Genomic DNA, 12,824 nt, shown 5'->3' on the forward strand with positions numbered 1-12,824 from the left:
CTGGAATTTTTTACTTTTAAACACATTAAAACTTAAAATATTATGGCAACAATTACTGCTGCAGACGTAAATAAATTAAGACAATCTACAGGTGCCGGAATGATGGACTGTAAAAAAGCTTTAGTTGAAGCTGAAGGAGATTTCGATAAAGCTATCCAAATCCTTAGAGAAAAAGGACAAAAAGTTGCTGCTAACCGTTCTGACCGTGAATCTGCTGAAGGAGCTGCTGTTTCTTTTATCAATGCTGACAACACCAAAGGAGCTATCATCACTTTAAACTGTGAAACTGACTTCGTTGGTAAAAATGAAGCTTTCGTTGCTTTAGCTAAAGATTTAGTAGAAAGAGCTATCAACTTCTCTTCTAAAGAAGAATTATTAGCTTCTGATTTCAACGGAATTACAGTTGCTGAGAAATTAATCGAGCAAACTGGAGTTATCGGTGAGAAAATCGAAATCGGTGGTTTCGAAATTTTAGAAGGTGCTTACGTTGGATCTTATGTTCACGTTAACAAAATTGCTGCTTTAACTGCAATTTCTGCTCCAGTTGCAAACGCTGAAGCTTTAACAAAAGACATCTCTATGCAAGTTGCTTCTATGGGAGCTGATACTTTATCTTACAAAGATTTTGATCCTGCTTTCGTTGAATCTGAACTTGCTGCTCGTATTGCTGTAATCGAAAAAGACAATGAAGAAGCAAAACGTTTAGGAAAAACTTTGAAAAATGTTCCTAAATACATCTCTTTCTCTCAATTAACTGAAGAAGTTATCAAACAAGCCGAAGAAGATGCTAAAGCTGAATTAAAAGCTGAAGGTAAACCAGAGCAAATCTGGGATAAAATTCTTCCAGGAAAAGTTCAACGTTTTATCTCTGACAACACTACTTTAGATCAGGAGAAAGCTCTTTTAGATCAAAACTTCATCAAAGATGACAGTAAAAAAGTGGGTGATTACGTAAAAGGATTCAATGTTGAAATTACAGGTTTCAAAAGAGTTACTTTAGGTTAATATATTATTTTTTCAATATTAAAAAGCCCGAATATTTTTTTATTCGGGCTTTTTATTTATTACTAAATCAACGTTGTAGTTTATTTTTTCTTTTCCACAACCGGAAAGTTTCTGGCACGCATCAAAGCTTCTGACTTAGGAGCTCTTCCTCTAAAGTTTTCGTATGCTTTTTCATTATCAATAGTATTTCCAATACTAAAAACATTATCATAGAGTTTTTTAGCTATTTCTTTATCATAAGGGCCTTTCCCTTCCGTAAAAGCTTCCCAGGCATCTGCATTGATAACATCTGCCCATAAATAACTGTAATATCCTGCCGCATATCCATCACTTGAAAAAATATGCCCAAATTGAGGAATACGGTGACGCATGACAATCTCAGAAGGCATATGAAGGGCTTCTAAAGTTTCTTTTTCAAATTTCTTTGGATCAATTTTAGTTGTCGCCAAATGAAGCTTCATATCTACTAAAGAACTGGATATTGTCTCTACTGTAGCGAAGCCTTCTCCAAAATTAGCTGCCCTTTCAATTCTCTCTACCAATGACTGAGGCAACGGCTGATTTGTTTTATAATGCAAAGCAAATTTATTCAACACTTCAGGAGTTGCAAGCCAGTGTTCTAACAATTGTGAAGGAAACTCCACATAATCTCTTGCAACGGCTGTTCCTGCCAAACTTGGATAAGTAACATCTGAACATAATCCGTGAAGTGCGTGTCCAAACTCATGAAATAAAGTCGAGGCATCATCCCAGGAAATTAAAATTGGCTCGTTATCAGCTCCTTTTATAAAATTACAATTGTTAGAAACAATAGTTAGTACATCTCCGTCTAGTTTTTGCTGATCGCGATAAGCATTCATCCAGGCTCCCGAACGTTTTCCTGCTCGGGCATAAGGATCAAAATACCACAATCCAACAACTTTACCAGTCAATTTATTACTCACTTCCCACACACGTACGTCTGGATGATAAACCGGAACGTTTGTAATTTGTCTAAAACTTAAATTGAATAACTCGCCTGCTACCCAAAACATCCCCTCACGCAGTTTTTCTAACTGAAGATATGGTTTAACTTCATTTTGATCTAGGTCATATTTAGCTTTTCTAACTTTTTCAGCATAAAAACGATAATCCCAAGGCTGGATTTTAAATTTACCTCCTTCTGAATCCACTATTTTTTGCATTTCTGCTACGTCTTCATGTACTTTTTCAACTGCAGGTTCCCATACTGAAAGCATTAAATCTAAAGTTTTCTGTGGATCTTTGGCCATTTTGTTAGACAAACTCCAATCGGCAAATGTTGGGTAGTCTAGTAATTTTGCTTTTTTGGTTCGTAATTCTAAAATTGAAACTAAAGTCGTATTATTATCATTTGCGTTTCCATTATCGCCTCGTTTTACAAAAATATCAAACGCTTTTTCCCGTAAATCCCTGCAAGTTGAAAATGTCAAGAATGGCTCAATTGAAGAACGTGTATTTGCAATGGTTCCTAAAATATTTAGTTTTCGTTCTTTCGCATCAGCCATAGCTGCTTTTTTAACTTCTTCCGGCAAACCATCAAAATCACTATCTGTGGTCAAAGCGACATATTGATTATGTTCCTCTGCCAATAAATTTTGACTGAATTTAGTAAAAAGACCAGCTAATTCTTTATTAATTCTTGCTACCTTTTCTTTGTCCTGGTCATTCAGTTTAGAACCTTCACGCACGAAATTAGTATAATACAACCAAATCAGTCGTTGCTGTTCGCTCTTTAGTTTTTTGCTTTCTTTTGAATTATAAAGCGTTTCTATTCTGGTGAATAATTTTTTATTCTGATTGATTTTATCTTTAAGCTCTGAAAATTTCGGAGACATTTCAGTATCAACAGCATTAAACTCGGGGCTACTTAAATTCGATCTGTAAATTCCATAAACTGTAGAAATTCTTGAAATCGTTTCACCCGAACGTTCCAAAGAGGCAATCGTATTTTCAAAAGTAGGCGCTTCAGGGTTATTGGCAATTACATCAATTTCATTTAGTTTTTCCTGAATTGCAAACTGAATTGCCGGTTTAAAATCCGAAACCTTATATGCATCAAATGCAGGAACACCTCCATAAGGACCTGTCCATTTTTTCAGCAACGGATTTTCAGTATTAGTTTGTGCGTTTGACGCAAAAAAGGTTGTACCCATGAGAAAAATTGTGATTATTTTTTTCATTACATTATAGACTTTGTTTGAATATTAAAAAAACGATTATTGTTTCAAAAATAACTAAAACAAACTATATGGATGAAAATTTAACTTTTTAACACCTTTAAAACAAACTTTCCAATTTAAAAACAAACCATTTTAATTTATAAAGAAATAGCTTAAATTTGAAAGATTATTTACAAACATATATGTTTAAAACCAAAAAAGAAATTGTTTTTATAGTTCTTGCAGGAATTTTTATAACCAATGCTGTTGTAGCAGAACTTATTGGAGGAAAATTAATTCAGGTAGGTCCATTTGTAATGAGTATCGGAATTTTGCCCTGGCCAATTGTTTTTCTTACTACTGATTTAATCAATGAATATTTTGGAGAAAAAGGAGTAAAAAAACTCTCTATGATAACAGCTTGTTTAATTGCATATGCGTTTATAATATTATTTATGGCAATCGCCATTCCTGCTGCGAAAGGCATAAGTCCGGTAAATGACAATCAATTTCAGGCAGTTTTTGGACAAAGTATGTGGATTATTATTGGAAGTATTATAGCATTTATGGTTTCGCAACTTATTGATGTTAGCATATTTTGGTTCTTTAAAAATAGAACCGGAGACAAAAAAATATGGCTTAGAACTACAGGATCAACAATTATTTCACAATTATTTGACTCCTTTATAGTCCTTGGAATTGCTTTTTGGTTGCCGGGAAAAATAGATTTTGATACGTTTCTTTCATCAGCGTTGATTGGATATACATTTAAATTATCAATTGCCATTTTATTAACTCCTTTAATTTATGCCGGGCATCATTTGATTAAAAAATATTTAGAAGAAGAACATCCATACAAAGATTAAAAATTTCATCGCTATGAAAAGAATCTCTATAACCATATTATTTTTAATCGCCTGTCTCTTTACAAGCTGTAATACAAACGAAAAAAAACAGCCTAAAAAAGAAATACTTTCACCTGTAAACAAAATAAAACCTGTATCTCAAAAAGTATCAAAAAAAACTACCTTAGATACAGTCGCTGTATTTATGGATTTGAAAAAAAAAACCAGTAATGACCCAAAAAATATTTTTCCTGTCAAAGAGAACATTCATATCATTCCAAAGACTTATAGCCCTCAGGTTGCTTCAGAAAAAAATGCAGTTGATATACGAAAAAAAGCCAATGAAAATTTAATGACCTTTGTTAATTTACGTAAAATCCTTTCTCTTACCAAAGTAGGGCAAACTTTGACGCAAGAAGAATTAACCCAAAATTTCAAAATTCCTGAAGACGCAGTTAAACTGGTAAAAACTGTAACCAAAACAGCAGAAAACGAACTGGCTGTAAAATGGCAATCAACCTGGTTTGTCGAAAAAGTATCAGATGCCGAACTTGAAGACGGCCGGATGAAAGTAACATTTAAGGCCAACAAAATGTACACTTCGGGCAAAGCCATTGGCATTAAATACAATAAAAAAATCTACAACAATCTGGTGATAATTGGCCGTTCTGCTTATATACCCAGTGTCAAAGGATATAGCTGGCAAATTGGTAAGTAAAAAACTACTGACAACAAGTTAGTTACAAATTTTAACAAAATAAAACGTAATAAAAACTTATCGACACTTGTTTTTGTTTAAAAAACATCTAATTTTGTTAACTAATTTTAACAAACAAAATCAAACAAAAATGAAAAAAATTACAATTCTTTTTTTGTCAGTATTGACATTAGGTTTATCAGTATCATCTTGTAGTAATGATGACGACAATGGAGGTTCTGCCTCTATTGAAGGAAAGTGGGAACTTAGTGAAGAAGGAGCAATTGTCGGTGGTAAGGAAGTGTTAGTAGACGCTGAGAATGGATCTTGTTCTAACGACACATATGAATTCACAAATGATGGCAAATTCAAACTAACTGAGTATTATTCTAACGATGGAAAGTGTGAGCCTGAAGCATATAATGGTACATGGACAAAAAATGGAAACACATTGACAATTAAATTTACTGGAGAGACTCAAGGTGAGACTTATCAAACTGAATTATCTGGGAATAAAATTAAATTGAAAGAAACTTTCACAGAAGAAGGACAAACTTATACTTATGTGTATGTATATGTAAAAAAATAATAAAAAAAGCTTTTTTTGGAAACCTCAAACATTACGTTTGAGGTTTTTTTATACCTTTAAAATAAAAATTTTGGAATTAATTCGATGCAGCTGGTGCACTTCCAGCGATTTATATAAAAAATACCATGATGAAGAATGGGGCGTTCCTGTTTATGATGACCCAACTCTATTCGAATTTTTAATTTTGGAAACTTTTCAGGCCGGTCTTAGCTGGATTACTATTTTAAACAAAAGAGATAACTTCAGAAACGCTTTTGACCATTTTGATTATAAAAAAGTAGCTCAATATTCTGAAGAGAAAATCGAAGAATTAATGCAAAACACCGGAATCATCCGCAATAAACTCAAGATAAAAGCAGCTGTTTCAAACGCTCAGGCTTTTATGAAAGTTAAGGAAGATTTTGGAAGTTTCTCTGATTATATCTGGAAATTCACCAATGGAAAACCAATCATAAACCATCCAAAAACCTCAAAAGATGTTCCGTCCACTACTCCACTTTCTGACGAAATCAGTAAAGATTTAAAAAAAAGAGGGTTTAAATTTGTGGGTTCAACAGTTGTTTACGCACACATGCAAGCCACCGGAATGGTCAATGATCACGCCGAAAATTGCTGGACAAGAGCAAAATAAACAGCCTTTATTTTCAGGTTAACAAAAACCTGAAACCTGAAACTTGAAACTTTTTTTAAACTTTCAAACAAAAAAATTACTACATTTGCTTCACACTTTAGGGGTGTCTGCATCACGCAGGCTGAGATTTTACCCTCTGAACCTGATCTAGTTCATACTAGCGTAGGGAAAAGTAAGATGACTTCTTCACGCATTTTTTGTGCGTAATTGTAGCCATTCCTAATGTGTCACTATACACTAAATCAAAAGGAATGGAACTAAAAATCAACCAACAAATCAAACAATTCAATGCTGAATCGCTAAGCATTCAGTCATTGCTCGATCTGGAAATTCCAAACAAACAAAACGGAATCGCCGTTGCCATTAACAATACTGTTGTTCCAAAAATAAACTGGAGCCAGCACTTTGTATCCGAAACTGACGAAATCCTAATCATTTCTGCCACTCAGGGAGGTTAGGAATTAAATTCCAATTAAAAAAATCCAAATTCCGATTTGGGACTAAAAAAGACGCACTTGAGTGCGTCTCTACCATTAACATTTCACATTTTACAATATACAACTTACAGACTATGACAAACGAAGAACAAATATCCAGAACCCCATTTCCAAATTCTAAAAAAGTATATATCGATGGCGAAATTCATCCCATAAAAGTTGCAATGCGCGAAATTCATTTAAGCGACACCAAACTTTCAAATGGCGGAATCGAAAAGAATCCTCCCGTAACCGTTTACGATACATCAGGAGCTTATACTGATCCAAATATCGAAATCAACATCCGAAAAGGTTTGCCACGCTTAAGAGAACAATGGATTTTAGAACGAAATGATGTTGAAATCTTAAACGAAATAACTTCAGATTACGGGCAAACCCGTTTGAAAGATGAAAGTCTGGATCATCTTCGTTTTGAATATTTACATCAGCCAAAACGTGCAAAAAAAGGCGCAAACGTAACGCAATTGTATTACGCCAAGCAAGGAATCATCACTCCTGAAATGGAATATATTGCGATTCGGGAAAATCAGCGCATCGAACTTTTAAACGAACAAACTAAAGCCATGCAATGTCAGCACAGCGGACATAGTTTTGGTGCAAATACTCCAAAAAGCAAAATTACACCCGAATTTGTTCGTAGCGAAGTTGCCTGTGGAAGAGCCATCATCCCAAATAATATTAATCACCCAGAAAGTGAACCTATGATTGTGGGCCGTAACTTTTTAGTGAAAATTAATGCTAATATTGGAAACAGTGCTGTGACTTCAAGCATCGAAGAAGAAGTTGAAAAAGCAGTCTGGGCTTGTCGATGGGGAGCTGACACGATAATGGATTTGTCAACAGGGAAAAATATTCACGAAACCAGAGAGTGGATTATACGTAATTCGCCGGTTCCAATTGGTACGGTTCCCATTTATCAGGCTTTGGAAAAAGTAAAAGGAATTGCCGAAGATTTAACCTGGGAAATTTTCAGAGACACTCTGATTGAACAGGCAGAACAAGGCGTTTCATACTTTACGATTCACGCCGGAGTTTTGCTTCGTTATATCCATTTGACTGCCAATCGCGTAACGGGAATCGTTTCCCGAGGCGGATCAATTATGGCAAAATGGTGCTTATTTCATCATAAAGAAAACTTTTTATACACCCATTTTGAAGAAATCTGCGAAATCATGAAACAATATGACGTAGCTTTTTCTCTTGGAGACGGGCTTCGACCGGGTTCGATTGCAGATGCGAATGACGCTGCACAGTTTGCCGAATTAGAAACCTTGGGCGAATTGACAAAAATTGCCTGGAAACACGACGTTCAGGTATTTATTGAAGGTCCGGGACACGTTCCGATGCACATGATTAAAGAAAACATGGACAAGCAATTAGAGCATTGTCATGAAGCTCCATTTTACACTTTAGGTCCATTAACCACAGATATTGCACCGGGTTACGATCATATTACATCTGCAATAGGTGCTGCGATGATTGGCTGGTACGGTTGTGCCATGCTGTGTTATGTAACGCCAAAAGAACACCTTGGTTTACCGAATAAAAAAGACGTAAAAGACGGTGTGATCACCTATAAAATTTCAGCCCACGCTGCTGACCTGGCAAAAGGCCATCCGGGAGCACAGTATCGTGACAATGCGTTGAGTAAAGCACGTTTCGAATTTCGTTGGGAAGATCAGTTCAATTTGGCATTAGATCCTGATACAGCTAGGGAATTCCACGATGAAACACTTCCTGCGGACGGTGCAAAAGTCGCCCATTTCTGTTCGATGTGCGGACCGAAATTCTGTTCCATGAAAATATCCCAGGAAATCAGGGATGTCGCCGCTGCCGAAAAAGGGATGCAGGAGAAATCAGAAGAATTTATTGAACAGGGTAAAGAGATTTATATATAATGTGAGATGATATTTGTAAAATGTGAAAGGTCTTGATTTTCACATTTTACATCTCACAGATAACATTTTACGAAATATGATTGTAATTACAAATCCTTCGCCAATTGCAAATGAAATCAGCATAATTGATTCTTTATTTGAGGAAGGATTGTCTTTGCTTCATATTCGGAAACCGGATTTTTCAGAAGTAGAAACAGCAAAATTCATTCATCAGATAAAACATGAATATCGGGGAAATTTGGTTTTGCATAACCATCATGAAATTGCAGCTGACTTTGGAATCAACAGAATTCATTTTTCAGAAACAGCAAGAAAAATAATTGGTTCCCGTGTAATTTCAAATATGGTTTTATCAACTTCAACGCATTCAATTGAAGATTTCAATGCTTTGGAAAACATTTTTGAATATGCTTTTTTGAGTCCTTTATTTCCTAGTATTTCAAAGGAAAATTACAGTTCACAAACCAATCTTTTTGAAGCAATAAAACAGAGAGAAAATTTTAATACCAAAATGGTTGCTTTAGGCGGAATTTATTCGGGTAATGTTGAAAAGCCTTTACAAAGTGGTTTTGATGATGTTGCGCTTTTAGGTACAATCTGGAATAGTCCCAATCCAATTAAAAATTTTAAACTATGTCAAAAAATCGTCCTTTCGCTCTCAGCCTAGCAGGTTTAGATCCTTCGGGAGGAGCCGGAATTTTAGCCGATACGAAAACTTTTGAACAGCATCAGGTACAAGGATTAGCTATAAGTACTGCAAATACAATTCAAACCGATTGTAAATTCTACGATATAGAATGGACATCGCTAGACTTTGTGTTGCGTTCCATAAAAAAGCTATTCAAAAACTATTCTATAAAATCGGTTAAAATTGGCATTGTTCCCTCCTTTTTTTATTTAAATGAAGTTGTTTTCCTAATTAGAAAATTAAACCCAAACACCATAATAGTTTGGGATACCGTATTGAAATCCTCGACTGAATTTGAGTTTTTAACCATTGAAAACCAAACAGATTTACAAAAAACATTATCCAAAATTGATTTAATAACCCCAAATTATGAGGAAATACTACAGCTTTATCCCAATTTTATTTCTGAAAAACTTTGGGTTAAAAATGAGCTTCCAACCGCTGTTTTATTGAAAGGCGGTCATAACCATACCGCTTTGGGCACTGATTATTTATTTCTAAAAAGCAATCTTATAGAACTCTTGCCTACTAAAATTAATTTCCGCCCAAAACATGGATCAGGCTGTGTTTTGTCGTCAGCTATTGCTGCAAATTTAGCTTTGGGATATGACTTAAAAACCGCTTGTTTAGAAGCTAAAGTATATATCGAAAAGTATTTAAACTCCACCTCATCACTAATTGGCCATCATTATGTTTAACAAATTACAATATATCTCACAAGGCGAAACAGTCGAAAAACAATTGCAAAACATTCATCAGGCTTTGGATGCCGGTTGTAATTGGATACAAATGCGATTCAAGAATCAAACACCTGAAAAAAGATTTGTCCTCGCCGAAGCCGTAAAAACTTTATGCGAAGAATACCTGGCAAATTTCATTGTTAATGATGATGTTTCGCTCGCACAGGAAATTGCTGCTGATGGTGTTCATCTAGGTTTAACCGATATGAGTATATCTGAAGCCCGTGCCATATTAGGAGACAGAAAAATTATTGGCGCAACCGCAAATACTTTTGAAGATATTCTTCTTCAGACAAAAAATGGCTGTGATTATATTGGTTTGGGGCCTTTTCAATTTACTGAAACCAAAGAAAAATTAAGTCCCATTTTAGCAACAGAAGGTTATGTTTCTATACTGAATAAAATGAAATCAGAAAATATTACAACCCCGGTTTATGCCATTGGCGGAATCACTTTAGAAAACATAGAAAGCCTTGTAAAAACCGGTATTCATGGCATTGCAGTTTCCGGAATGATTACAAAAAGCCTTCAAAAAGAACAACTGGTTCAACAACTTAACGACAACTTATATGCAAACGTCATTATTTAATATAGGAGATAAAACCTTTAATTCCCGCTTATTTTTGGGAACAGGTAAATTTGGTTCTAATCTCCAGATGGAAGAAGCCATTTTAGCTTCGGGAAGTGAATTGGTAACGGTTGCCTTAAAACGCATAGATCTCGAAACAGATACTGATGCTATTTTATCACATTTACAGCATCCCAATATTAATTTATTACCCAATACATCAGGCGCCAGAAATGCAAAGGAAGCTGTTTTTGCTTCGCAATTGGCACGTGAAGCCCTCGAAACCAATTGGGTAAAACTGGAGATCCATCCGGATCCAAAATACCTGATGCCTGACCCGATTGAAACTTTAAAAGCTACTGAAGAATTGGCAAAACTTGGTTTTTTTGTTCTGCCGTATATTCATGCTGACCCGGTTTTATGCAAACATCTGGAAAATGCAGGAACTACAGCAATTATGCCTTTGGGTTCACCAATTGGAAGTAATAAAGGCCTAAAAACAATTGATTTTCTAGAAATTATTATTGAACAAAGCACTGTTCCTGTGATTATTGATGCCGGAATTGGTGCTCCTTCCGACGCCGCAAAAGCCATGGAAATTGGTGCTGATGCCGTTTTGGTCAATACTGCAATTGCTGTTGCAGGAAATCCTAAGTTAATGGCTGAAGCTTTTAAGGAAGCTGTAATTGCCGGAAGAAAAGCGTTTGAAGCCAAAGTCGCCAATCAGCAAAATCATGCTATGGCTTCCAGTCCTTTGACTTCTTTTTTATATGAATAAATTGATTTTCTCTCGCAGATCTCGCAGATTTAGCAGATAATTTTCATGTTGGGAACTGTTAAAATTTATCTACTACAACTTTTTTAAAAGAAAGAATTTTCCTTAATTTTGAATTAAAAAAATTATGTCCGAAAATGAAATTTCATATAAAGTTAGAGGCTCAATTTTTAAAGTTTATAATACTCTCGGGCCTGGATTATTAGAGTCTGTTTATGAGAGTGCTCTTTATTATCAATTGAAAAAGGATGGATTAAAAGTGATTAAACAAATTGATCTTCCAGTTAAATATGATGATGTTTATTTAGACATAACTTTCAGACTGGATATTTTAGTGGAAGATAAAGTAATTATAGAATTAAAATCAGTAGAGGAAATAAAGTCTATTCACTTTAAACAATTAAATACTTATTTAAAATTGACAAACAAAAAATTAGGGTTGTTAGTCAATTTTAATTGTGGAAATATTCTCGATAATATTCATCGAGTAGTAAATAAAATATAATCTGCGCGATCTGCAAAATCTGCGAGAGAAACCAAAATAAAATGAAAACATTCAAATCCATTTTTGAGCAATATGATTGGGATTCCATTCAATCAAAAATATACCAAACCACATCAAAAGATGTTGAATATTCTTTGTCCAAAACAAAACGAAATCTCGATGACTTTCTGGTTTTGATTTCACCGGCTGCTCAGCCTTATTTAGAGCAAATGGCACAAAAATGCCATGAAATTACCAAAAAACGTTTTGGTAAAACCATTCAAATGTATGCGCCACTTTATTTAAGTAATGAATGTCAAAATATCTGTACCTATTGCGGTTTTAGTCTGGACAATAAAATCAAAAGAAAAACACTTTCGGACTCAGAGATAAAACTGGAAGTTGAAGCACTGAAAAAAACCGGTTTAGATCATGTTTTATTGGTCACCGGCGAGGCTAATTACACCGTAAATATTAATTATTTTCTAAATGCAATTGATTTAATCAGAGAACAATTTTCAATTATTTCTGTTGAAGTTCAGCCACTTTCAACCGAAGATTACCAACGTTTGCACGAAGCCGGCGTATATTCGGTTTTGGTTTATCAGGAAACCTATCATCAGGAAGTGTACAAAAAATACCATACTAAAGGCAAAAAATCAAATTTTGATTTCAGACTTGAAACTCCAGACCGAATTGGAACTGCCGGAATACATAAAATAGGTTTGGGTGTTTTATTGGGTTTGGAAGACTGGCGCACTGATAGCTTTTTTAATGCTTTGCATTTAGATTATCTTCAAAAGAAATACTGGCAGACCAAATATTCAGTTTCTTTTCCCAGATTACGTCCGGCAGAAGGCATTATTGAGCCCAATTTTATTATGGATGATAAAGACCTTACACAGCTAATCTGTGCTTATCGTTTGTGGAATGAAGATCTGGAAATCTCTATTTCGACCCGTGAAAGCGAAAAATTCCGAAATCATATTATTCCGATTGGGATTACAAGTATGAGTGCGGGTTCTAAAACAAATCCGGGTGGCTATGTCGTTGATCCGCAATCTCTGGAACAATTCGAAATCAGTGATGAACGTTCTGCAGAAGAAATCAAACAAATTATAAAAAAATCAGGCTACGAACCGGTTTTGAAGGACTGGGACAGGAGTTTTAGTCTTAAAGTTGGAAAGTCGAAAGTCATAAAGTCCATTACTTTAGACAATTAGTTTT

The 12,824-nt window shown here is 34.9% G+C and carries 14 protein-coding genes and 1 riboswitch; of the genes, 13 read left to right on the forward strand and 1 reads right to left on the reverse strand.

Annotated features, from left to right (window positions below; all coding sequences use genetic code 11):
- Positions 1 to 42 precede the first annotated feature (42 nt).
- Positions 43 to 1,005, forward strand: coding sequence for a translation elongation factor Ts (gene tsf, locus AAEO57_RS06175; protein WP_341690611.1), 963 nt, complete (start codon positions 43 to 45; stop codon positions 1,003 to 1,005).
- 80 nt (positions 1,006 to 1,085) lie between these two features.
- On the opposite strand, the gene AAEO57_RS06180 is transcribed toward tsf, so the two are convergent.
- Positions 1,086 to 3,179: a M3 family metallopeptidase gene (locus tag AAEO57_RS06180; protein WP_341690614.1), complete on the reverse strand. Its 2,094-nt coding sequence runs from the start codon at positions 3,177 to 3,179 to the stop codon at positions 1,086 to 1,088.
- A 209-nt stretch (positions 3,180 to 3,388) separates the two neighbouring features.
- Here AAEO57_RS06180 and AAEO57_RS06185 point away from each other — a divergent pair, with 209 nt between their 5' ends.
- From AAEO57_RS06185 to thiH, 12 genes are all read left to right on the forward strand, one after another.
- A complete protein-coding gene (locus AAEO57_RS06185; RefSeq protein ID WP_341690616.1) occupies positions 3,389 to 4,051 on the forward strand; it encodes a queuosine precursor transporter in 663 nt (220 codons plus the stop codon).
- Positions 4,052 to 4,064: 13 nt separating this feature from the next.
- Entirely contained in the window at positions 4,065 to 4,748 is a 684-nt protein-coding gene (locus tag AAEO57_RS06190; protein ID WP_341690618.1) for a hypothetical protein, read from the forward strand.
- 130 nt (positions 4,749 to 4,878) lie between these two features.
- Entirely contained in the window at positions 4,879 to 5,316 is a 438-nt protein-coding gene (locus AAEO57_RS06195) for a lipocalin-like domain-containing protein (protein WP_341690620.1), read from the forward strand.
- A gap of 70 nt (positions 5,317 to 5,386) precedes the next feature.
- Complete coding sequence (locus AAEO57_RS06200; RefSeq protein WP_341690621.1) at positions 5,387 to 5,947, forward strand: DNA-3-methyladenine glycosylase I; 561 nt, start codon at positions 5,387 to 5,389, stop codon at positions 5,945 to 5,947.
- An 89-nt stretch (positions 5,948 to 6,036) separates the two neighbouring features.
- A riboswitch (TPP riboswitch) is annotated at positions 6,037 to 6,133 on the forward strand.
- Between the two features lie 65 nt (positions 6,134 to 6,198).
- Complete coding sequence (thiS, locus tag AAEO57_RS06205; RefSeq protein WP_341690623.1) at positions 6,199 to 6,405, forward strand: sulfur carrier protein ThiS; 207 nt, start codon at positions 6,199 to 6,201, stop codon at positions 6,403 to 6,405.
- Between the two features lie 113 nt (positions 6,406 to 6,518).
- Positions 6,519 to 8,342 carry a phosphomethylpyrimidine synthase ThiC gene (gene thiC / locus AAEO57_RS06210; RefSeq protein ID WP_341690625.1) on the forward strand — a complete coding sequence of 608 codons (1,824 nt, stop codon included), beginning with the start codon at positions 6,519 to 6,521 and terminating at the stop codon, positions 8,340 to 8,342.
- 76 nt (positions 8,343 to 8,418) lie between these two features.
- A complete protein-coding gene (locus AAEO57_RS06215) occupies positions 8,419 to 9,009 on the forward strand; it encodes a thiamine phosphate synthase (protein WP_341690627.1) in 591 nt (196 codons plus the stop codon).
- A complete protein-coding gene (locus AAEO57_RS06220) occupies positions 8,976 to 9,728 on the forward strand; it encodes a hydroxymethylpyrimidine/phosphomethylpyrimidine kinase (RefSeq protein WP_341690629.1) in 753 nt (250 codons plus the stop codon). Before AAEO57_RS06215 ends, AAEO57_RS06220 begins: the two co-directional genes overlap by 34 nt.
- Entirely contained in the window at positions 9,721 to 10,359 is a 639-nt protein-coding gene (locus AAEO57_RS06225) for a thiamine phosphate synthase (RefSeq protein WP_341690631.1), read from the forward strand. Before AAEO57_RS06220 ends, AAEO57_RS06225 begins: the two co-directional genes overlap by 8 nt.
- The gene (locus AAEO57_RS06230) at positions 10,340 to 11,116 is read left to right on the forward strand and encodes a thiazole synthase (RefSeq protein ID WP_341690633.1); all 777 of its coding nucleotides are present in this window, start codon (positions 10,340 to 10,342) and stop codon (positions 11,114 to 11,116) included. Before AAEO57_RS06225 ends, AAEO57_RS06230 begins: the two co-directional genes overlap by 20 nt.
- A 124-nt stretch (positions 11,117 to 11,240) precedes the next feature.
- Positions 11,241 to 11,618, forward strand: a complete 378-nt coding sequence (locus AAEO57_RS06235) for a GxxExxY protein (RefSeq protein WP_341690635.1) — start codon at positions 11,241 to 11,243, stop codon at positions 11,616 to 11,618.
- A gap of 41 nt (positions 11,619 to 11,659) precedes the next feature.
- Complete coding sequence (thiH, locus tag AAEO57_RS06240; protein ID WP_341690637.1) at positions 11,660 to 12,820, forward strand: 2-iminoacetate synthase ThiH; 1,161 nt, start codon at positions 11,660 to 11,662, stop codon at positions 12,818 to 12,820.
- Positions 12,821 to 12,824 lie beyond the last annotated feature (4 nt).

It is taken from the genome of Flavobacterium calami (assembly GCF_038290035.1).
GTDB lineage: Bacteria > Bacteroidota > Bacteroidia > Flavobacteriales > Flavobacteriaceae > Flavobacterium > Flavobacterium calami.

Bases quoted from the DNA above. Each gene is read 5' to 3' on its own strand.
- AAEO57_RS06220 (WP_341690629.1), top strand. From the start codon at position 8,976: ATGTCAAAAAATCGTCCTTTCGCTCTCAGCCTAGCAGGTTTAGATCCT.
- AAEO57_RS06215 (WP_341690627.1), top strand. From the start codon at position 8,419: ATGATTGTAATTACAAATCCTTCGCCAATTGCAAATGAAATCAGCATA.
- tsf (WP_341690611.1), top strand. From the start codon at position 43: ATGGCAACAATTACTGCTGCAGACGTAAATAAATTAAGACAATCTACA.
- thiH (WP_341690637.1), top strand. From the start codon at position 11,660: ATGAAAACATTCAAATCCATTTTTGAGCAATATGATTGGGATTCCATT.
- AAEO57_RS06225 (WP_341690631.1), top strand. From the start codon at position 9,721: ATGTTTAACAAATTACAATATATCTCACAAGGCGAAACAGTCGAAAAA.
- AAEO57_RS06230 (WP_341690633.1), top strand. From the start codon at position 10,340: ATGCAAACGTCATTATTTAATATAGGAGATAAAACCTTTAATTCCCGC.
- AAEO57_RS06235 (WP_341690635.1), top strand. From the start codon at position 11,241: ATGTCCGAAAATGAAATTTCATATAAAGTTAGAGGCTCAATTTTTAAA.
- AAEO57_RS06185 (WP_341690616.1), top strand. From the start codon at position 3,389: ATGTTTAAAACCAAAAAAGAAATTGTTTTTATAGTTCTTGCAGGAATT.
- thiS (WP_341690623.1), top strand. From the start codon at position 6,199: ATGGAACTAAAAATCAACCAACAAATCAAACAATTCAATGCTGAATCG.
- thiC (WP_341690625.1), top strand. From the start codon at position 6,519: ATGACAAACGAAGAACAAATATCCAGAACCCCATTTCCAAATTCTAAA.
- AAEO57_RS06180 (WP_341690614.1), bottom strand. From the start codon at position 3,179: ATGGGTACAACCTTTTTTGCGTCAAACGCACAAACTAATACTGAAAAT.
- AAEO57_RS06190 (WP_341690618.1), top strand. From the start codon at position 4,065: ATGAAAAGAATCTCTATAACCATATTATTTTTAATCGCCTGTCTCTTT.
- AAEO57_RS06195 (WP_341690620.1), top strand. From the start codon at position 4,879: ATGAAAAAAATTACAATTCTTTTTTTGTCAGTATTGACATTAGGTTTA.